Annotated in this window: 9 protein-coding genes; 3 read left to right on the top strand and 6 right to left on the bottom strand. The window is 61.4% G+C overall.

Annotated features, from left to right (window positions below):
* Nucleotides 1–50: 50 nt before the first annotated feature.
* On the bottom strand, nt 51–656 hold the full coding sequence (locus V5E97_RS19485; protein ID WP_406700948.1) for an RNA polymerase sigma factor: 606 nt from the start codon (nt 654–656) through the stop codon (nt 51–53).
* Nucleotides 657–1,136: 480 nt separating this feature from the next.
* Here V5E97_RS19485 and V5E97_RS19480 point away from each other — a divergent pair, with 480 nt between their 5' ends.
* Nucleotides 1,137–3,803 (top strand): NHL repeat-containing protein, encoded by a 2,667-nt coding sequence (locus V5E97_RS19480; RefSeq protein WP_406700947.1) that lies wholly within the window; start codon nt 1,137–1,139, stop codon nt 3,801–3,803.
* Between the two features lie 157 nt (nt 3,804–3,960).
* Here V5E97_RS19480 and V5E97_RS19475 read toward each other — a convergent pair whose 3' ends face one another.
* Entirely contained in the window at nt 3,961–4,722 is a 762-nt protein-coding gene (locus V5E97_RS19475) for a cyclase family protein (RefSeq protein WP_406700946.1), read from the bottom strand.
* 100 nt (nt 4,723–4,822) lie between these two features.
* Nucleotides 4,823–6,874: a class I SAM-dependent methyltransferase gene (locus V5E97_RS19470; protein WP_406700945.1), complete on the bottom strand. Its 2,052-nt coding sequence runs from the start codon at nt 6,872–6,874 to the stop codon at nt 4,823–4,825.
* Between the two features lie 1,010 nt (nt 6,875–7,884).
* Here V5E97_RS19470 and V5E97_RS19465 point away from each other — a divergent pair.
* The gene (locus V5E97_RS19465; protein ID WP_406700944.1) at nt 7,885–11,739 is read left to right on the top strand and encodes a beta strand repeat-containing protein; all 3,855 of its coding nucleotides are present in this window, start codon (nt 7,885–7,887) and stop codon (nt 11,737–11,739) included.
* Between the two features lie 96 nt (nt 11,740–11,835).
* On the opposite strand, the gene V5E97_RS19460 is transcribed toward V5E97_RS19465, so the two are convergent.
* Nucleotides 11,836–11,967, bottom strand: a complete 132-nt coding sequence (locus tag V5E97_RS19460) for a hypothetical protein (protein WP_406700943.1) — start codon at nt 11,965–11,967, stop codon at nt 11,836–11,838.
* Nucleotides 11,958–13,106: a hypothetical protein gene (locus tag V5E97_RS19455; protein WP_406700942.1), complete on the bottom strand. Its 1,149-nt coding sequence runs from the start codon at nt 13,104–13,106 to the stop codon at nt 11,958–11,960. The genes V5E97_RS19460 and V5E97_RS19455 overlap by 10 nt, the downstream gene beginning before the upstream one ends.
* A gap of 571 nt (nt 13,107–13,677) precedes the next feature.
* Here V5E97_RS19455 and V5E97_RS19450 point away from each other — a divergent pair.
* On the top strand, nt 13,678–17,058 hold the full coding sequence (locus tag V5E97_RS19450) for a hypothetical protein (protein ID WP_406700941.1): 3,381 nt from the start codon (nt 13,678–13,680) through the stop codon (nt 17,056–17,058).
* A gap of 424 nt (nt 17,059–17,482) precedes the next feature.
* On the opposite strand, the gene V5E97_RS19445 is transcribed toward V5E97_RS19450, so the two are convergent.
* Entirely contained in the window at nt 17,483–20,572 is a 3,090-nt protein-coding gene (locus V5E97_RS19445) for a PKD domain-containing protein (protein ID WP_406700940.1), read from the bottom strand.
* Nucleotides 20,573–21,268 lie beyond the last annotated feature (696 nt).

The following is a 21,268-nucleotide window of genomic DNA, read 5'->3' as shown; positions in this document are numbered from 1 at the left end:
CGAATCCTCAACCACTGCCCGGATCACATCAGTAAATGATGGCTGAATGATTATAACGGGACGTCGCCCCCTTCGACCAGTCCCAGCTCCCGAGCGACGCGGTCGATCGAACGGGACCATTGCTTGCGGCGACCGTCGGGCGTTCCCCCGAGCTCCTCGGCGATGGAGGCCCATTCCCGTCCCCGGGCCCTCATGTCCGCCAGCTCGAGCTCGTCGATCGAGAGCCGGGACCGAAAAGCCGCTAACAGTTCTTTGGCCGAGGCCAGTGAGCTGGGAGTCTCTCGGTTGGCCGCCGTCAGAGCCTCGGTCCCCATCGAGTGAGTCCGGCGGAGATCGCGGCGCTGCGACTGCTGATAACGGACCTGCTCGCTCAACTTGTTGCGTGCCATGACCGTTAGCAACCCGAGCAACTGCGACGGTTCGTCCAGGTCATATTGCCCGGCCGTGACCCGCACGAAGAAGTGGGCCATCACTGACTGGCAGATGTCCATCGAGTCGAAGGCGCGGCGGAGCTCGGGATTTCGCAACCGGAGCCAAGTACGAACTTTGAGGCGGATCTCCGGCTCATAGCGGCGGATCAGTTCCTCTGCCGCATCGGCATCGCCCAGCCGAACGCGCCGAATCAGGTCCGGGAAGAGGAAGTTTCCATCAGACATGGGGATCGTCCTGAACCGTGCTGCTCACAACCAAGAGCCTGGCGGGGGCGTGGCTTCCTCGTCGCGGGACATTGGATTCGGAAACTTTTGAGAAGTTTGTGTCCGTTGCTCGAGTCATTTCCCTTTTACTTGCTGGGACGAGTGCTCTTCAACGAGGAACCACTCGCGGAGGATGAAACTCCGCCCACATCCTACCACATGAGTCGATTTGCATTATTGATGCCGGATCCGAGAAGCCAGCAATTCCATTTTCGAGAAGTCGCGGGACAGGCGGTGGTCCCGTTGAGGAATCTCGAAAATCGTTCGGAAGAATTGACGCGGAAAATCTGAAGGTTTTACGCGTTTATTTAGGCTGAGAGTTGCCTTGGCTTTTCGTTCACCGCCCCCATCGACCCTTCGCCTCGAACCATCCGGATAAGGCCAGACCGTGTGTCAAGGGGCCATTCCGTTGAAAAGACCACTCTTGAGGAGAGCCCGGCGATGAACAGCAGTCAGGGTCGCAGAACGGCGATGCCTTGTCTGGAGACGTTAGAATCGCGAATGATGCTGACGGCCGCTCCCGCCGTCGTGTCAGCGGTGGCCGCCGACCGACGCTACGTCGACGCCCTCGTTGGCCAAGCAGACTCGAGCCAGCCGAGCCTGGAGACCATTCGTGATCGAATGACGAGCGCATTGGCTCGCGGCGCCAGTCGGGAGCGGGTTGTACGGTTGATGCTCGAATCGACCCCGGCCGACCAGGATCAGGTCCGCGGCGTCTATCGGCTGATGCTTCATCGCGACCCGACGCCGCAGGAACTCCGGCGCGGTAAGGCGGTACTCGATAACGGGCAAGACATCCGAGTGCTGGCGAAACGACTCGCCGGCTCCGCCGGGTACTACACCCAGGTTGGGGGCGGGACCACTGCCGGCTTCGTCACGGCGCTCGATCGCACCCTGCTCGGTCGCAATCCCACGGACGCCGAACTGGCCCGCGCTTTGACCGAGGTCGAGCGGCCTGGAGGCAGGCGCCGTTTTGCCGCTTCCGTCATCGACGGACTGGAATTCCGGACGAACATGGCTCAGGCGACCTTGGCGGAACAGGGGCGTCAGCCGACGGCGGCGGAACTCGCCCGCGCGGTGCGGATCCTCGCCGCCCCCGGAGGCTACCTTCGCCTTCAAACCCAGGTGCTGGGGTCGAAGGTGGTCTATGACCAACTTTCGGTGGCTCCGCCGATCAGGACAGAAACGCCCCGCGCCGGGGACAGTCCCGCCCCGCTGTCGTTGGTTCCTTCGTTCACCTCCGGTGCCGCGTCGCTCGTCGCGCCGCCGACGGACGGGTCGTATCCGATTGCCGTGGCTGGGGCCGATGGATCGTTCTTCGTGGGTGGCCCGGGGGGGCTGCTGATCTATCATCCGACGGGGTTGTACTGGTCTTCCTTCGGCGACGGCGAGCCGGTCCTCTCAGCTTCGGCCATTTCCGACAACGAAATCTGGGTCATCGAGGGACCGACAGGTGGCCAGCCGACGTTGGTGCATTACGTGGCTGGACAGGCGGTGACCGTACCGACGCTGCCGTCCGGTACGGTGCCTCATCAGATTTCCGCGGCGACCGACGGCACGATCTGGTTCGTCGATAGCAACGGATCGATCCTGACCTTGTCGGCAGTTGCGACGGCCTGGACGCCCATGAGTGGTCCCGGGGGCGCCCCGGTCTCGGCGGTCGCCGTCGGCTCCGCGGGTAATACCTGGGCGCTATCCGGGCCGGCCGGGGCGACTCAACTCTACCGTTACACGACCACGTACGGCTGGATTCCGGATCCGTCGTTTACTCCCGGGGTGCTCGACTCGATCTACGCCTGCGCCGACGGTTCGTCCTGGGCCGCGGGCAACGGCCAGGCGTATGTTCATCCCGTGTTCGGATTCTGGTACGGCGTGAACAGCGCCACGATCTCGGGCAATCTTGTGTCTCTTGCCCCGTACTCACAGCTCCAGGCCTTCAACGCCACGACGCCGGCCGGCGGCGGATCAGCGGCCTACAGCCTGGCGACGATCGGACTCGTCGACCAGCAACCCGACACGTCGTTCCCGACCTGGACACCGAATCAGCAGCTGATCTACAACTATATCTCGCAGGCGGTTCTTCAGTTGGATTACCCCGGCGGTCTCCGGGCGCTTTATGGCAGTCAGGGATCCTCTGCGGACAGTTGGGGCAACTTGATTGATCAGATGTCGGTCCCTTCCCAGTTCACGTCCGCCGATTGGGATGTCGTGGTTGTGCAACTGCTCCGGGAATTTGAGGCCGTGACTGATGTGGAAAACCTGTTTACGCAGATCAATGGGTTGAACAGTGCCATCGAGAGTGCCCAGGCATTGGACATTCCGGGCATCCAGAGCATCATCACAGCCAGCAACCCGGGGCCAAACACTTCCACTTACATCCGCCTGGCTCTTGAGGGCTTGGTTGAGGCCGTCGTCGCGGGGATCGGAGTGGTCGCGGGTCCAGAGGCGGCAGTGGCGGCCGCGGTCATCAACTCTGCTCTCACGGCGGCTGCGTCCGAGGTGGAGGCCTCGCTGGGCGGTGGTGGCGGCAATGGGGCCGCCATCCAATACGGAGAATTCACCCAGACCCAGGCCCAGGTTTTTTCCACGGCGGCGGGCATCAACGGCGGATATGAGCAGTCGATTCTTGGAGACTACGGACGGCTCATGGAGGTCTCCTACCTGATCAACAGCGGCACCTGGTATTGGAGTCCCACGCTCACAAACGATCTGGTCAACGCCGCGACTCCTATCTATCAAGTCTATGATTACCTCTCTTTGCTCCCGGCCCAGTGGCAGGTGGTCGAGTTCGAGTATACCGACTATTTCCATGTCTCGATTTCGAAGGTCGTGAATGCGTTCGGATTTGAATCGTACGCCACCGTGACAACCGAGAACGGTCACCATCTGGGAGCGCCCAAGTACGACATCCTGTTCAGCAACCAGGTCGGTGCCCAAACCAACCTGAACAAAGCCCCGTTCGTTTCGTTCGGCCCCTACCCGACCTCAACCCTGATCAACACGATCGGCAGCTTGCCCGGTTTGTCGATCAACGACTTCTGGTCGCGGTCGAACGGTTGGGATAACGTCAGGTACGTCCGGGCTCCGAGCCAACCCGAAGGGTCGTAAGTCGATCGGCGATTGTCCGGGATTCGAGTGCCATGGGGTTGTGACCTCGGAGGAGGACAGACCAAGGCACTCGACCCGCATACTTTGGGATGGCGAGACTGAGCGCGATCCTAAAGTCAGTGAACGACCTGCCAAGGTCGGCTGAGCTTTGCGCAAATCAGGTCGGCAGGATTGCGACCGCCCGCGCTGGTCCGGCGCTCCCGCCCGCGATTTTGAGCGGGAAGCAGGCGACCTTGAATCCGAACGGAGGCAGAGCATCCAGGTTCACCAACCGCTCGATCTGCGAGTAGGACAAGTCGCACTGGTGAGCGGCCCAGAAGACGCCCGGCAGTTGCCGCTCCCGCGCTTCGGCGGCCTGCCGATCGAGGGGGCCGTCCCAGCCCCAGGCATCGATGCCCATCACCCTCACGCCCTGCTCGTAGAGCCAACGAGTGGCCTCGGAAGAAATCGCGCAACCCCGGAGCTTATAGTCCGGCCGGCTATAGTAGGCATCCCGGCCCGTTCTCACGAGCACGATATCCAGCGGCTTCACCGTGTAGCCGATGTGAGTCAGTGAGGCCTTCACTTCGTCGACCCCGACCTTTTCCCCATCCGCTTTGTGCGTCATGTCCAGTACCAGGCCGTCGGCGAAGAACCATTCCAGCGGTAATTCGTCGATCGTGGCGGCCTTCTGCCCCTGGATCGTGCTGTTGCAATGCCAGGGGGCATCCACGTGCGTGACGCCATGTGTTGCGAGGCTGGTGAATTCCTCGACCGCCCAGCCCTCGCCGTCGCGTAGCAGATGGGGCGGGACCTGGAGAAGCGCCTCGATCTGGGCGGCCCCACCGGCATGCGAGGTCGAGTGAATCTCGACCTTCTCATACGAGGCCGCATCGGCTGGGGTCGGAGCAATCGGAGCCGAGAGGTCGATGATCCTCATAAAAAGGGATTCCTGGGGCGGCAGAGCGGGGTGTCGTGTGTCTGGTCTGTGTCCGTCGTCTCAACTTTCATGGGTGGGCGGATCGCCCCCTTGTTGCTTCTTATTGTTGGGATTTTGGGAATGTATTGATGAGACTTTCTGAGGGGACCCCACTTTCGGCAACCGGCATGATCCGCCAGCCGACGCCGTGAACCTCGAATTGAAGAGTACGCTCGCGGCAGACTGATTGCACCGCCCGGCGGACGCTCTCCCAGTCCCAGTCATCGCCGACGATTCGGGCCTGGGGGAAGAGATCAAGGGCCACTGATAGGTCGGTATGCACCGCCTGGTACGAATGGTCGGCGTCGATGAAGATGAGGTCGGGCCGAAGGCCAGCCTCGGCTACTTCACGCAAACCTTCGACCGACGAACGGCGAACCGGAACGACCCGGTCACGATAGAGCCAACACTCAGCGAGAAAGGTCTCATAGAGCCGAGGGAGCATGGCGACGACTTCGGGATCGTCCGCCATTTCGGAACTCCCCTGCCAGTGATCGATGGCGATGACGATCGCCGTCGGGGCGAAGTCGACGAGAAATCGGGTCGAACGACCGATGAACGAGCCGACTTCCACGAGGATCCGGGCATTTTCCGGGATCGTCGTCTCGAGCACTTGTTGGGTTGAGGGGAACAGCCAGTCGCGGATCGGCGGGGGCGGCACCTTGGGCTTCTCGGTCGGCCAAGGGAAGCGGGCGGAAAGGACCCGTACGGCTGGGTCGGATGCCGCGATCAGTACGGGCGGTTCCACCACGCCATGGTCGTCGAAGTTCAAGGTGAAGGAGTCAGCCCGAGGCCGATCCCTGCCCGCGTCCTCCCAACCGTAACGATACGTCCCGATGTGCCAGAGCCGGATGGAACTGTCAGCGTAGATCTTGAATCCACACTCCCGCGCTCGATGACTGAATGCGTAGTCCTCCGCCAGATACCAAGAACCTTCCTCGTGAGGCCGAATCATCGGTAAGAAGAACGGGATCATCGGACGTCCGAACCGTTCGTTCGCGGTTGGTAGCGCCTGCTCTCGCAGGACCTTCAGGTAGACCTCACGGCGGACGTGGAGGAAGCCTGTGCCTGCGTACAGGAGTTCGACGAGGTTGCCCCCCTTGCCAAAAACTGTCGCGGGCGTGCCCGGCAGCACGTGACAGGCGAGGGACTGCTTCCCCTTCTGCGGATAGATCCCGCAGACCATGGGCAAATTCCGTTGCCGGAGCTTTTCCACGTCATTCGGGTCGAAGATGATGTCGGAGTCGATCCAGAGCGTTTCCTCGAAGCCCTCGAGAAGCGCATCAGTGGCCATCTGGTTCCGTCCCTGGTCGATCGCCGCGTAGCCGCCGACGCGACGCACTTGATAGCCACGTCGCTCAAGCTCCTTGAGGGCCTGGTCGCATTCCGGATGGATGAAACTGGCGAACGGGACGAGGACGACGCAACGTCGCGGATCGAGCGGGTCAGGGTAGGGATGGGGCGGTGCTCCCAGGTCCGGACTGAAGCTCACGGTCGGACGCTTCCCCGTGACCACGTCCTGGTCGGACCATGGGAAACCGCAGAACGAGAGCACGTCCCGGACACCGTCCTCGGTCGTGAATCGCTCCGTGTCGACAATGCGGAATTGCTCTGGAAAGCGCTGAGATAGCTCGTCGGCGATCGTATAATAATCGCCCCAATACCGGCGGATGCCGGTTTCGCGGTCGGCGACGTCATACTTCGGGAATGTTTTCGACCAGAGGATGTGGTGCTCGAACGGGGGGTGTGGGTGTTCGGCCCAGTGGTCGATCGGGGTCCGCGCGTTCCGATTCAACGCGGCCAGGAATCCGGCGACGACTTCGTCGGCGGGGCGTTTCAGGCAGATCATACGGATCGTCGGGTCGAAGGCGACAGCCTGTTCGACGTACGGCAGGTAGAACGATGCCACGTCGGCGACGAACCGCTCGCTCGTTGTGGATAGGAGTCTCGTGAGGCGGTCGCGGACTCCCGAAGTCCCCTCGACACGAGACCACGGCATGAGCGGTGGCTGCTGGAAGGTGACCTGGGTGTGTGACTGCCGGCCAAGGATGTCAGAGAAGAGTTCGAGACCGCACTGGCCGGCGCCGAGGCCGAGAATCAGTTGCCGTGCCATCGTCTAATTTGGGGCTTTCTTGTGGGGTGTTCAAAGCAAGCATGATCCATGGGACCGCTGTCATCACGGACCTGGTTCTCGCAAAGCGAGTATGATACCCCAAGGGCCGATCTGCTTGAAGGTGTCGTCGCTTCGCGGCTACCGCACGGCCCGGACTTTGGAAGGCAATCCAGGGCTGAGGCTGGATGATCGCAGGGGTGCAAATGGAAAACGACAATGAGATTTTGTGTGTTGTATTGGGAATGTTATGAAATCATAAATGTAAAATCGTTTCAGGTTGTGTCGGAGTGAGCGGACGGCATGGAGTCGCGTCGCCGGCTGCTATGGTACGGTCGGCGATGTGATCCGTGGGTTTCAGCTCACGTCCGGTCGGCGAGATCTCCTCCAATTCCGGGCTCCGTTGAGATCCCTGCGTGACCTTCCTTTGGAAGGGGGCCAACTCGGGTGAAACGCGCAGAGCGTGCCAGGGCTGGAGGGTCGCTGGCGAGGTTTGCGGAGTGGGAGTGTGGAGGTGATTTCGTGGATTGCGGGGTTTGTGTGGCTGGATGGCAGTGGGTATTTTGGGAGGGCTTGAGTTTTTGCGTGTCGATGTGCGCTCGGTTACGGGATAATTCGGTCGTGCGGACGTCACGGTTTGTATGTTGTCAGCGTTCCTACTTGCGGCGTCTTCCACTCGCGAGTTGACCTATCGCTTGTCGATGTTGACGCCGGAGGACGGTCGGAGATCGCGGTCGAAGAGAGTGATTAGCCCCTCCAGAGTCGAATTTTTACGAGATTCATTTATGTTTTCTTTTTACGACTGGCGAGCAAATCCCTCCGAATCGCGAAGCTTGAAGCAGGAACGACCGCGTCGGATCCTGGGGCGTGGGCTTAAGTTCGAGTCTCTCGAGCACCGGTGCCTACTCTCGTTCCTTGATATCGCGATGTCAGGGTCCGGGAGCTTCGAACCCGGTCCGCTGACTTATGTGGAGTCCGGAACGCCGTCCACGACTCCCAATGAGTTGTCGATCGTGTCTTCCGGTCCGAATGGCACCTATACCGTGGTCGATCAATTTCAAACGATCACTTTGTCGAACTCGGCAATATCACTGGGATGGTCAGGCAGTGGCACCAACGTGGTGACTGGGCCGGTTTCCTCGGTCACGAGCATGTCGATCTCCTCAAGCAACGAACAAATCAATCACCTGTCGATTGCCTCGATTGATGCTCCCACGTCGGTCACTGGGTTTCAGGCGGTCAGACTCGGTTCCACGGCAAGCAGCGGTGCGTCTTCACTTGCCGGGATTCGGCAACCGGTCTCCATCGGAGCCCAGGCGGGGCAGACAACGCCGACATCGTTGACGCTCGACGATTCGGGGGGCACCGTGGGGCTCAACTGGACGATCGATCCGACTTCGGTCTCGAGTACGACTCCCGAGGCGCCTGCACAAATCAGTTGGACCGCGGGACAGATCGACCGCTTGGACTTCCGAGGCGGGACCGGGGGCAACGCGTTCACCGTCAATGATACGAGTGCTCCGACGAGTCTCAACCCCGGCGCCGGATCGGATACGATCGCGATTCTCGGGACGACGAACACATTGGAGATCGACAACGCGGGCGCGTCCCCAGTCGCGGCTCCGGATACGGTGCGCCTCGCGCTCGGATCGACGCTCGGTGGAGCGATTCGCGTTCTGGGCGAGATGCGGAATACCAACTTGGTCCTCGATGGGACGAACTCGACGGCCAACCTGAGTGCGACGCTCGCTGGGGGGCAGATTTCGGGACTGACGACCCAGCCGATTCAGTTTGCCAACGCAGCTCTCGGCGGGATCAGCTACTTGGGGAGTTCCGGAGCGGACACGCTGACCGTTGATTTCTCGGGCACGAACCCCATCCCATCCGGTGCTGGACTCATCTACAACGGCAATGCCGGCTTCAATACGTTAGTGCTCAGAGGGGGATCCTTTACCGTCGAAACGTATCAGCCGTCGAACTCCACTGACGGCTTCATTACACTGACGGATTCTCGTATTGAAACCTTTTCCTCGATTCAGTTTCTCAACTTGAGTCCCATCATTGATACGGTTCCGGCGATCGATTTCAACTTTCTCGCGCCGAGCAGCGCAGTCGTCTTTAATCTGATCGCCGGACCGATTTCGCAGGGCTTTCAGACAACAGAGATCAACAGCGGTGACAGTCCGGTCGGTTTCGAACTGATCGACTTCGCCAACAAGACGAATGTTCGACTCGACCTGACTCGTGACGGTTCGCCGAGTGGGCCTGGCCAGGTGATTACGTTAAATACGCCCAACACGGCGACGGGTCTCTCCTCACTGACGATTCTCTCGAGCCAAAGTGCAGACCAGATTGATGTTCTCGCGACCGCACCCGGGGTGGCAACCGTCATCAATTCCGGGGGGAATGACGACCGATTCACGGTTCTCCCCTCGGGCCTTGGGGCAGGGGGAAGCCTCTTTCTGAACGGGGGAGACGGCAACGATGTCTTGAACATTGATGCGGGCGGAGCGACTGTGACGTTTACGGGGACCACCATCAATATTGGGAATTTCCCCACGATCACGTTGGCCAACATTGAGCAAGTGACCATCATCAATGCGGCCAATCCCCCGTTGAGCCCGTCACCAACCACGATCAGTGGATTTGCAGGGATTCCGCTGTCGGACATCGGAGTTGGCGGGTTCTCCGACGCGGATTCCAACGAACCGGCGAACCACTTCAACGCGACGATCGACTGGGGAGATGGGACGGCTCCGACGTCGGGAACTGTCACGCAAACGAGCAGTTCAACAGGATCGACGTTTGAAGTGACTGGTTCCCATACCTATCTCAATGGCGGGGAATATCCGGTCAACGTGAATGTCGTTGACCAGCCGAACACGTCGGTCACGATCCGCGGGGGTGTCACATTCACTGTCACGGATGTTGGCGGCAGTGTGATCACCATTCCGAGCACCGCTCAGATCGTTTCCTCGGCCCTCGAGGTGACACCGTTGCCGATCACGGTGACCGAGGACCAGTCGTTCACGAAGTCGCTCGTCTTGTTCACTCCGAGCTTCTCTTCGTCGGAGGTGCCTTTCACGGCAACGATCGATTGGGGCGATGGCACGGCTCCCTCGGAGGGAACGATCGTTTCGGAGGGCGAAGGGAGCTATCTGGTAAACGGGTCGCATCTTTATCTCCGAGAATCGGCGCCTGGCGTTCCCTACATCGTGACGGTGGTAATCCATGACCCCCAAGGCGTTTCGACAACGGTGAGGACAACCGCCACGGTCCTTTCCAACGACATCGTCACCACCGATGCCGATAGCGGGCCGGGTTCGCTCCGGTTTGTGATCGAGGATGTCAACGCGGATCAGATCCCGACGACAATCCGGTTCAATATCCCGGGAGCGGGTCCGCATCGCATTTCGCCGGTCATCGAGTTGCCCGTGATTACGTATCCGGTCTTCATAGATGGGGCGAGCCAGCCCGGTTTCCAAGGGGAACCGCTCATCGAGATCAGTGGGAACCGAGCCGGAGCCGGAGTCAACGGGCTCAGACTCGCCGGTGGCCATTCCACGGTCCAGTCGTTGGTGATCAACGGATTCGGCGGGATCGGTCTACTGCTGGAAGGGACCGGAGGCAACCGGGTCGTGGGGAATCGGATCGGCACCGACCTTTCCGGCACGCGGTCGGTTGGAAACGGGGATGGCGTTCAGATCCAGAATATCACCGGGAATACGATCGGTGGCCTCACGCGGGCGGAACGCAACATTATCTCGGGCAATCGGGGCGTCGGCATCTACCTGGTCGGCAGCGGTTCGGTGTTCAACCACGTGATGGGCAACTATATCGGCACGGACGTCACGGGCACGTTGTCTGTGCCGAACTTCCAGGGGGTGGTGATCCTGGGGGCGGCGCAGAACCTGATCGGTGGAGATGCGCCCGGGATGGGTAACCTCATCTCGGGAAATTCGTCGGTGGCCATTCAGATCTTCAATGACGCGACGGTCTTTAATGGTCAACCGATGTTTAATCCTCCAGGCGTTGCCACGGGCAACGTGATCCAGGGGAACTTGATCGGTACGGATGCCGCGGGGACGGGCCGGCTTGGCAATGCTCAGGGCATTTTCGTCAACGACGCATCGGGCAACTTGATTGGGGGAAGCACTCCTGGGGCGGGCAACGTCATTGCTGGGAATCGATCGATCGGGATTCAAATTCTCGGTGACAACGCGACGAACAACGCGATTCTCGGCAATTTCATTGGGACCAATCGTGTGGGAACGCGTGGGCTGGGCAACTCCTTTGGAGTTTTCCTCTACTCGAGCCCCGGCAACTTCGTGGCTCCGGCATCCTCGCCCGCCGGTAACGTCATTCGGTTCAACTCCTCGGGAGGAGTGAGCGTTCGCGAGTTGTCGGAAGGGCCGCAGGTGGAACGGGTCGGCCTGCTCGCCGGTCCCTCGACGGGGACGGTCAGCGCGATCGGGGTGATCTTCACGACTTATCTCGATGCTCAGCGTGCGTTGAATCCGGCGAACTACGTCGTCACCACCCTCAGGCGGAACTCTCGGCCCGGAACGCGGATCCCGGTTGCAAGCGTAGTCTTCGACGAGATTTACCGGATTGTCACGGTGACGTTCACCAAGCCGATCCCTCGGAACACGGCGTTCCAACTCCGCGTCATCGGGACGGCTCCCGGTGGTTTGACCGACAGAGAGGGCAACTTCCTGGACGGCAATGATGGCGACGTACGGGTGAGAACCGGATCCGACTTCCGAGCGACCTTCATTCAGGGGGTCCAGGTTCAATCGGCCGCGTCCACCGCGTCGGCTCCGACCCGAGGCCGGAATTTGCTTCGGCGAGGATCGAGACGGGTCTGAAGAAATAGGCCGGGACTCCCTCCCCGATATCACTTCGGGGAGGGGGGCCCGGCCGTAGGATTGGAAGCCGTTTCAGGCGGGTCGCGTAGGCCTGGATCAGAAGAAGGTGTTCAGCAGAAGCATGGCTTCGAGATTGAACGGTCGGGGACCGGTGACCGGTTCGACCAGGCCGAACGAGAGGACGGAGTTGTTCCTCAAGAAGACGTTGAGGCCCTCGGTCAAGCCCACCACTTGGCTCGTCGCGGAGATGTCTCTGCGGTCAAACGGATCGTTATGATTGAGTGCCACGTTGACGTGGGCTTCAAGCGTGGAGCGATCGACCGAATGAAGCCGTTCGGGTTGGGGTTGCGATAGAGGAAGTAGCCGAGCGAGAAGTCTTGGTAGATGATCGTCACGTCACGCGAACTGGTCGGGACGTCGATGGAGGTGAAGTTGATGGCGTACAGATCGCCCCAGGTCCACTGGGCTCCGAGGAAGGGCTGAAGGTTGGTGTAGTGCAACCCTCGGAGGTAGTTGGCTCCACCGAACGTGGCCGGACCCGTGGGCATGGTGACGGCCAACCCGGTTGACAGGACCCGCCCTTTTTCCCGGTCGATCCAGAGTGCGTACTTGACGAAGGCGGTCAGGTCGCCAAGCGAAGTGCTCGTCGGCCCGAGATTTCGGATCGGGCTGTTGGCGGTCAACGTGTTGAGCGGCAGCCGCATACCGAATGACGCGTTTTTATCAAAGAACGTTTTCTCGAAACCGAAGACATGGCGATAGGCCTGGATCTGCGAGAGCGGAACGTTGAATCGTTTGTTGATGGCGCCGTTGACGTCGTCGAAGAAGTTAAAGCTGTAGGTAATCCGATCGACGGGCATCGGGGTCTGGTTATCGGCGATTTTGAAGTTACGTACGCTCGGCACGAATGCGGCGGACTTCATTCGTTCGGACGGGAAGCGGGTCGGTCGATTCGGCGGCTCGGGCGGCGGCGGTGGCACAAAGCCCGGTCGATTAGTTTGGAGAATCGCCAGCCGGGAGACAGGCGCCACGTCTCCGAACATATTGAGCGCACCCTGGGGTTCGCTCAGGCCGCCTCCCAATCCCGACGAGGCTGAGGGAGAGCCGGCATCGGCTGCGGGAGGAGTGGCTGCATTGGCCCCTGGCGGGGTAGTTCCCTCGGCTCCCGGGGGTGTCGCTCCCGCGGTTCCCGCGGCGCCCGGGGGTGTTGCCCCCTCGGCCGAGGGAAACTGACCGGCCCCGGGGCCCATCGCGGCTCCGGTGGACGGCCCTTCTGGTAAGGGCTCTCCGGGACGTGGCATCGCCATCGGGTCGTACCCGACCGAGGGCGGGGCCATGATCGGAGAAAAGGGCGTCTGAACTGGCATCGGCATCGTGGCCGGGCAGGTGTGGCCGGACGGGGCCCGAAACCGGACGGATTGCCCGCAATGCTGGCAGCTTGACGACCGGTTGCGCCAGGGCCATTCGAGGGCTGGGGCTGGTATGGCCGTCGATAACGCGAGGGCCGACAGCCCGAGGGTCAGGATCCTATTTCGACGTTTTCTCATCGGAATGAGTTCCCCCGTACCCCTGAACTCAGGTGGTCGGTGATGGTTTCAACCTCGTGCGACGGTAATGTCCCGAAACCCAAGTTCCAGGTGGGGAGGTTGGGATTATGCTAAAATAATCGGTCGAATCAGTGGTTCTGATGACTCTTTTGTTGCCAATTGTTAAGGCAAGTCCGTACGTTAGGAATCGTCTGGGAATCGCGAGGGTCGTGTCACACTGCAGCGAGCGGGACAGTAGACTCTGAGTCGCGAAATCTGACGCCGGTCTTCTTACCACGAAGGTATTCCCCAAGGGGATTCGTCGAGTGTGCCACACCGGCGTGGGCATAAGTCGACGTATCCCAGGTCAACCTCGGAGATTTCCATCACCGAGGGGAGTGGAATCAGCTTGATGTACCGACATCGTTGGATTTGCGGTGGAGCGTTGCTCCTGAGCTCCGCCATGTGGGGGGGCCGGGCTGAGGCCCAGGCCAATCTTGGGGACATCACGCAGCCGATTCCCGTCGTCAACAGCGGTGGCCACTCCGCGCCCGTGCGCTCGTTGATCTTCACGGCGGCCGATGGCTCGTCGATCCTCTCCGGTGGCATGGACAAGGTGGTCAACGTCTGGAATCTCGGCGATCCCCGCCCGCGACTTGTTCAAACGATTCGACCGCGGATCTGGCGAGGGTATGCCGGCTCGATCTATGCCATGGCTCTCTCCCCAGCGGCCGACGCTCGTGGCCAACGGATCCTGGCCGTCGCTGGAATTGGTGTCGATAGCAACCGTGGCGAGATCAACTTCTTTCGCTATCCGGGACTGCAGCACGGGACGACCGGGGAGGTGGATTCCCAACTGCCGTCGGGGCCCCCGCGCGGCCACGGCATGAGTGTCATGTGCCTTGCCTTTGATCCCACGGGCCAGTTCCTGGCCTCCGGAAGCAATGACGCCACGGTCCGTATCTGGGGACTGCAAACCCGAACCACGACCTCCGTGTTGTCGGGGCACCGAGGTCCGGTGAACGCCTTGGCCTACACTCCGAGCGGTCGCCGGCTCGTCACCGGAGGGGCCGATGGATTGCTCAATCTCTGGGATGTCGACCGCGGAGCCATTGTCGCCACCGCGCGGCCGAATCCGGGCCGGCAGAATCCCCAGGACCCTGCCGGGGATGCCATCAATGCGTTGGTGGTCAGTCCCAAAGGGAACTGGGTCGTGATCGGGCGCGAAAATGGCGACCTGGTGCGCTTTGATCTGGCGAACCTCGCGAACGAGACGCTGCTCCCTCGGGGCGAGAACGGGCAAGGGGCCGTTGAGGCCTTGGCCGTCAGCCACGATGGCAACAGACTGGTGTCGAGCGTCCTCAGCCATCGCCTCGCTCGGTCCTCGGATCTCCCCAGTGTCGAGTGCGACGTCGAACTGCGATCGATGCCCCAGGGGGCCGTGCAATCCAGGCTGGCTCGCGTCTCAAACCTGGTGAATGCGTGCACGTTCAGTCCCGATGACAAGCGGCTGGCATTTGCGGGGGGGGATACGCAAGGGATTACGATTCGAGACCTCACTGATCTGAACCAGGCGCCAATCGAACTGGCGGGGCAGGGGAGCAGCATCTGGGATATTGGGTTCGGCCCGGACGGCCGTACGGTCGGCTACTTGCGAAGTCGCCCCGAGCAGCCCGGCGCGGCTCCGAAGTACGAGGACTTCGACCTCAGGGGCCAGCGGGTCACGATGTTCGACCAGGGTGAACTCAGCCGAGCCATTCCCACGCTCGACGGCTGGAAAGTTCAACCCATCGATCCTTACACGCTCGACCTCTTGAACGCGCAGGGGCAGGGCTACCGGCTTCGGCTCGACCCGAATACCGACCGGCGCTGGTGGTCGTACAGCTTCATTCCGAAGAGTCCGGGTCACCCATTGCCGATGCTGGCTGTCGGCTCGGAAGTGGGCGTGATCTTCTTCCGACTTCAGGACGGGGCGCGGACGCGCATCTATGCCGGACACAGCGGACCTGTTTATACCTTGGCGCCATCACCTGATGGTGTCTGGCTTGCCACCGGGTCGGCCGATCAGACGGTGCGGTTCTGGCGGCTGGCGGGTTGCGACACGCTCCCGCCGCTCGGAGCGCGATTCGACACGGCGGCCGGCGGCCAGGTTTCCGTGGCCGCGGTCGAACCGAAGAGCTTTGCCGAGGCCATGGACCTGCATGTCGGCGACCAGATCCAGAAGTTCTACGTCGGAGCCAAGGAGACGACTGAGCTCGGGCAACTCGACAAGGCGGTCCCCAACACCAAGCTCGAATTCGTGGTCCTTCGCGCGGGCAAGCGGGTCGAGTTGATCACGACCAAACGCGATGCCCCGGCGCTCTCCCTCTTTCCCACGCTCGATCGTGAGTGGGTTCTCTGGACTCCCCGAGGGTATTACGACACCTCGGCCATCGGCGACCGCAAGTATCTCGGCTGGCACCGCAACCGTCTCGCACCGACCGAGTCGACCGACTACTTTTCATTCGATAACTTCGAGAAAGAGCTGAGAAAGCCGCTCGAGCTCGACCGTTTGCTCCAGACGGCCGACCTGGGAGCATTTGACCCCGCTCCAGGTGAACCTGCGCCGGTGCGTCAGCCGGAACAGATCGTCGCCGAAGACCGGCTGCCGCGCGTCGAGATCGTCGGCCCCACCCGGCCCTCCTTCGAGCCGCTTGTTGTTGGTGGCGGGGCGGTACCGATCCGGGTCCGGGCGACCACCGAGGATGGCGTCGCGGGGCGTGGTTTAATCAGCGCTCTGCGCGTCCTGGTCGACAGCGGCAAGGTCACCGAGCTACTCTTCGACCCGCCAGTCGCGGCCGTCGATCGCGAGGTTACGGTCAACGTGAACCCTGGGATTCACAAGGTCAGCGTGGTTGCGGTCAACAGTCTCGCGAAGGAGCGGACGAACGTTTTTGAGGTGATCGCTCCGGAACCACCGAAGCCGGTCGAGGAGGCGCCCCCTCGTCTGGTTGTGCTCACGATTGGTGCCGACTCTTTCGGAACGGGTGATTCGGGTCTGCCACGGATTCCGTTCGCCACCGAAGACGCCCGCGACGTTGGAGCCTTCCTTGGCGCACCCGGTGGCTCGTCACGATTTCAGCGGGTGGATGTCCGCCCGATTCTGGGAACTGACGCCACCGCGGATCGGATTTTCACGGCCTTCAAGACCCTCAATGAGGAACGCGAGCGCGGGGAACTCGGACAGGGAGACACCGTCTTCGTCTCGATCGACTCGCACTTCCTGACCCTTGGCAAGGACGCCGCGATCGTGGCGGCCGACAGCACGCTCAGCACGGCGGCGGCGTCATCGATTTCCACCACGGTCATCGCCGAGACGTTAGGCCAGCTTGCCGACTACGGCTGCACCGTGATGCTCATGCTCGATACGCTCCACGAGAAACGGCCCGCACCTCCGCAGACCAATCGTGGCCTGAACGAGTGGGCGCGGACGCTCTACCAGCGCAACGTGATTACGATGGTCTCCTCGATCCACGGTCCGAGCCAGTCCGTCGTCTCTCGCGGCCACGGAGCATTTGCCTTGGGAATTCTCGATTCGCTGAACGTGCAGGGTCGCTCTCGATTGACCAGCGAAGCCGATCGCCCGCTCACTCTCTTCGACTTCCAGGACCGAGTCGCACGCAACGTACAGGGCGTCACCAATCGTCAGCAGCATGCCCGCTGCTACATCCCCGAGGCAATCGCCAGCCAGACGACCATTTTCGATCCCCCCGCACGCAGCCAGCCCCGACGGCTCCGTGCGGCGAGTGAATAGTAGTTAGGCGGGTCAGATCGCAAGTGTCCGGCGGAGGCAATACTCGAGGTGGCTTAGTCTTCGCTCGCCATATCAAGGCGAGCGAGGAACTAATTGCTCTCGGTCTTCCGCCGGACGAAAAGCCCCGGTGTTGAGTTTCGGGGACGTTATCCCGGGCTTTCTTCGGCTGCCCCGTTGGGGCTGAAATCGGCGGGAGGATGCGAACTCGTCGGCAAATCGTCTCCGGAATCTGAACGAAACGCCAGTATCCCTGGCCGGGACGGGGCCACTTCGTCCCCAGGCTGCCCGCCCTCGTTTCCACCGTTTCCGACATCGCTGGCTTTTCGATTCCGGCAACGCGGTGGTGGCCGGAGTTCCCCTTCGGCCACCGGCCGTCCTATCTCGGCTGTAATGGGTCCCGCGTTCTAGTGCCTGCTCCGGGAGATCAGCCGTTCGCCTCGTCCGGTCTGCGACCGCTGGACGAATCACCGTCACTCAGGAAGTACCAATCCTGCCCGGCACTACCGGTCAGTACGTCGGCGGCCAGGTTGTCGATGACGTTGCCGCCGCCGAGCTTGATCGTCCGGCCCACCTTGAGGAAGCCTCTCCGGATTTTCCCGGTGCGCACCTGGTAGGTGCCGACCCCGTTCCACTCGTCCATGATGGCCTGCAGCGCGGCCACATCGATGTCGTAGGAGGTTGTGCCGTCGTAGATCGTCGAGCCGCCGATCAGGATATCGTCGGCACCGTTGCCCACGAGTTTATCGCGCCCACCGCCCCCGATGACGAGGTCGCGGGCTGAGCCGCCGTTGAGCGTGTCGTTCCCCCCACCTCCAAGCAGGATGCTGCTCCCCCCACCGCCGTTCAGCAGATCGGCACCCCGCCCGCCGCTCATGAGAGTCGGCGTGGTGATGTTTACAGAGACCGTGGCCTTATCGTCACCGTCTCCCAAGTAGATGATGATCGAGTCGAACCAGGACGAGGTGAATCTCTTCAACCTGTTGGGGAGGAAGCCGGCTTGCACTGTGGCCTGGCTGTCACCGATCCTCTGTTTACTGACCATGACGTCGTCGTCACCATTGGTCCCGACAATGTAGAGGACCTTGTCTCTGATGCCCGCGCCAGCGACAACTGCCTGCGTCGTCTTGACCACCGTGCCACCGTCGTCGTCGGCGACGGTGAGGGCGAGGGTGTAGATTCCCCCATTGGCGTAGATATGGGAGCCCGCAACCCTGCCGAATCCTTGCCTTTCGAGGACGGACGCATTGGTGGTGGTGCCGTCGCCCCAACTGACGGTCGCCGTGTGCGTGTCGGACACGCCGATGTCAGAGAAGAGGCCCCTCACGAAGACCGTTTGCCCCTCCTCGACTTCGCCGTCGGGCGAGGTGTTCGTCAAGAGTGAGACCGCCGGCACGATGTTGTTGATTACGACGGAGGATGAGTCCGTAGAACTCCCGATCCCGTCGTAAACGAGGACGTCGATGGTGTAGACATCAGAGGTCGTGGCGGAGGGACGATCGTCAATATACCTATGCGAAGCCTCGAATGCTCTTAGTCCGACCGGCAGAGTGAAGACCTGCGGTATGCCCTCGCCCCAGTCGATGGCGATAGTGTGGAGATCGAGTACATCCGGATCGTCAAACGAACCGACGAGTGTAAAAATGCTGTTTTCGTCGATAGAATCGGTGTTCAGGACGATATTCCGAGGTGCGTGGTTGACCTTGGCCACGGTGATCGTGATGGTCTCGGAAGCCGAGAGCGCCGGCGTGCCGTTGTCGGTGACGGTGAAGGTCACCGAGTAGCTGCCGTCCTGCGCCTCTGTTGGCGTCCAGGCGAAGGCGCCGGTGCTGCTGTCGAGTGTGGCCCCGGCGGGCAACCCGGAGGCGGAGTATGTCAGCACATTCTTGGCGCCTGGCCCGGTATCGGGGTCGCTGCCGGCGATCGTGAACGGCAGGAGGCTGCCCTCGTTGACCACGCGATTGCCGATGGCACCAAGCAGCGGTGCTTGGTTGACCTCGGCCACGGTGATCGTGATGGTCTCGGAAGCCGAGAGCGCCGGCGTGCCGTTGTCGGTGACGGTGAAGGTCACCGAGTAGCTGCCGTCCTGCGCCTCTGTTGGTGTCCAGGCGAAGGCGCCGGTGCTGCTGTCGAGTGTGGCCCCGGCGGGCAACCCGGAGGCGGAGTATGTCAGCACATTCTTGGCGCCTGGCCCGGTATCGGGGTCGCTGCCGACGATCGTGAACGGCAGGAGGCTGCCCTCGTTGACCACGCGATTGCCGATGGCACCAAGCAGCGGTGCTTGGTTGACCTCGGCCACGGTGATCGTGATGGTCTCGGAAGCCGAGAGCGCCGGCGTGCCGTTGTCGGTGACGGTGAAGGTCACCGAGTAGCTGCCGTCCTGCGCCTCTGTTGGTGTCCAGGCGAAGGCGCCGGTGCTGCTGTCGAGTGTGGCCCCGGCGGGCAACCCGGAGGCGGAGTATGTCAGCACATTCTTGGCACCTGGCCCTGTATCGGGGTCGCTGCCGACGATCGTGAACGGCAGGAGGCTGCCCTCGTTGACCACGCGATTGCCGATGGCACCAAGCAGCGGTGCGTGGTTGACCTCGGCCACGGTGATCGTGGTGAAAAGAATGTTGTTGTTCTCATTCGACTCGGCCACCTCACCGCTGGGCTTGCTGTTGCTTGGCGGGTCGGCCACGACCAGAAGATATTTAGTCCCTCCAGGGGGAGTGGCCAGGGTAGAGGCATTAATGTGGACTGGGGGATAATCGCGTACGGCGATCTCGGTGGTGACCTCTGTTCCCTGGATTCGAGTCGCAGTGGATGGGTCGAACGTTGTAGTCGGGGACCAGTAGAGTGCGACGGTCGCTGGCTTGGGCAGAGGAGAATTCTTGATCGAGTAAGTGTAATCGACGCCGCCAAGCCCGGAATTCCACGCGAGACTTGTCGCCTCAATGTCGGGAGGAAGGGCGGGTGACACGGTGTACCTGACATTCATATTCGCGGACACGGTGATTGGGGGCCAAGGGGTTCCGATGTCGTTAACGCCGGTGAGCTCCGCGAGGAAGTCAATGCTGGCGGTGATAGAGTCTCCGATATGGGCCACGTAAGTTCCCGGTTTATTGAATGGCGTCAGTGCCACGTTCGCAACACCTCCTCCCTTGACGTCGGGGGTGATTTCCACCGTAAGAGAAACCGGATCGCCCTCCTTTTCCCCAGGGCCGGGCGCGATTCGAAGCGCGACGGTGCCGGAACCGTTGGCGTGTGCGTCCAAGCTTCCCGGGCCGTATTGGGCCGGCCCGAGTGTCATTTCTGCGTGACTGCTGAAGGAATAGCTCGTATTGACTCCCTCGAGCCTTCCCGCGATCGATACTGACTTACCTTCATTGAACTGACTTTCCACCACTTCGTGGGAAGTGAAGACCCCGCCATTCCAGTACGTGTACGTGGTGGTGATTTCAGCCTCGGCTTTCCCGCTCTCTGAGTCGATGACCAGGAAGCTCAGAAGGGTCCGAGCTTCCAGTTCCTGGACCAATGGCCGAGTTCTGCGGGCATCTCTCCACCCGACAGCACTCTTTCTGCCGGCTTGGTTCAGATCGCGAACGTGTCGGTGAAGAAGTCGTGCAAGCATGGTGATTGTCCAGTGTGATCAATCCGGTTTGTCCAGCCAGTCCCACTACGAGTCCTGCGGCAACGCAAAAAACACGCGGGCCGCCCGTCTTTCGTTTCTTACGAGTGACGGGTTTTCGTAAAGTGTGTATGTGAAAACTAACACTTGTAAAATGATAGAGGGAATCGTGTTTTCAGTCACGGATGTGCTGTTCCGGAGCACGGGTGAGGTCGAAAGAACCGGACCATGGTACCGGCTGACACTGAGACCGAGGAACTACTCCGAGTGGGCGGTCGTAGTGACGATGTGGCTGTAACACGGCTGTTAGATCGCCACTCGGACCGTCAGCGTATCGTGGTCGCCGTTCGGTTGGACTCTCGACTGAAACTACGAGTCGACTCCTCCGACATCGTCCAAGAGCCCCTCGCTGACGCGAGCCGGAAGCTACCTGGTTTTCTCCACGACCGACCGCATTCGCCGCTCTCATGCCGCGGCCAGGATCGCGCGAGTTGACTGCGGCATAGTCCCGGCTTCCTTCTGCTCCGTCGCAACACTCGCCGAGGCCCGTCGCCATAGCTAATCCTGCAGGAGCTTCTCCGGCGTTACAGGAATCGCAAAAAA

It is taken from the genome of Singulisphaera photorubra (assembly GCF_045290345.1).
GTDB lineage: Bacteria > Planctomycetota > Planctomycetia > Isosphaerales > Isosphaeraceae > Singulisphaera.
This window is presented reverse-complemented; position numbering and strand designations above follow the sequence as displayed.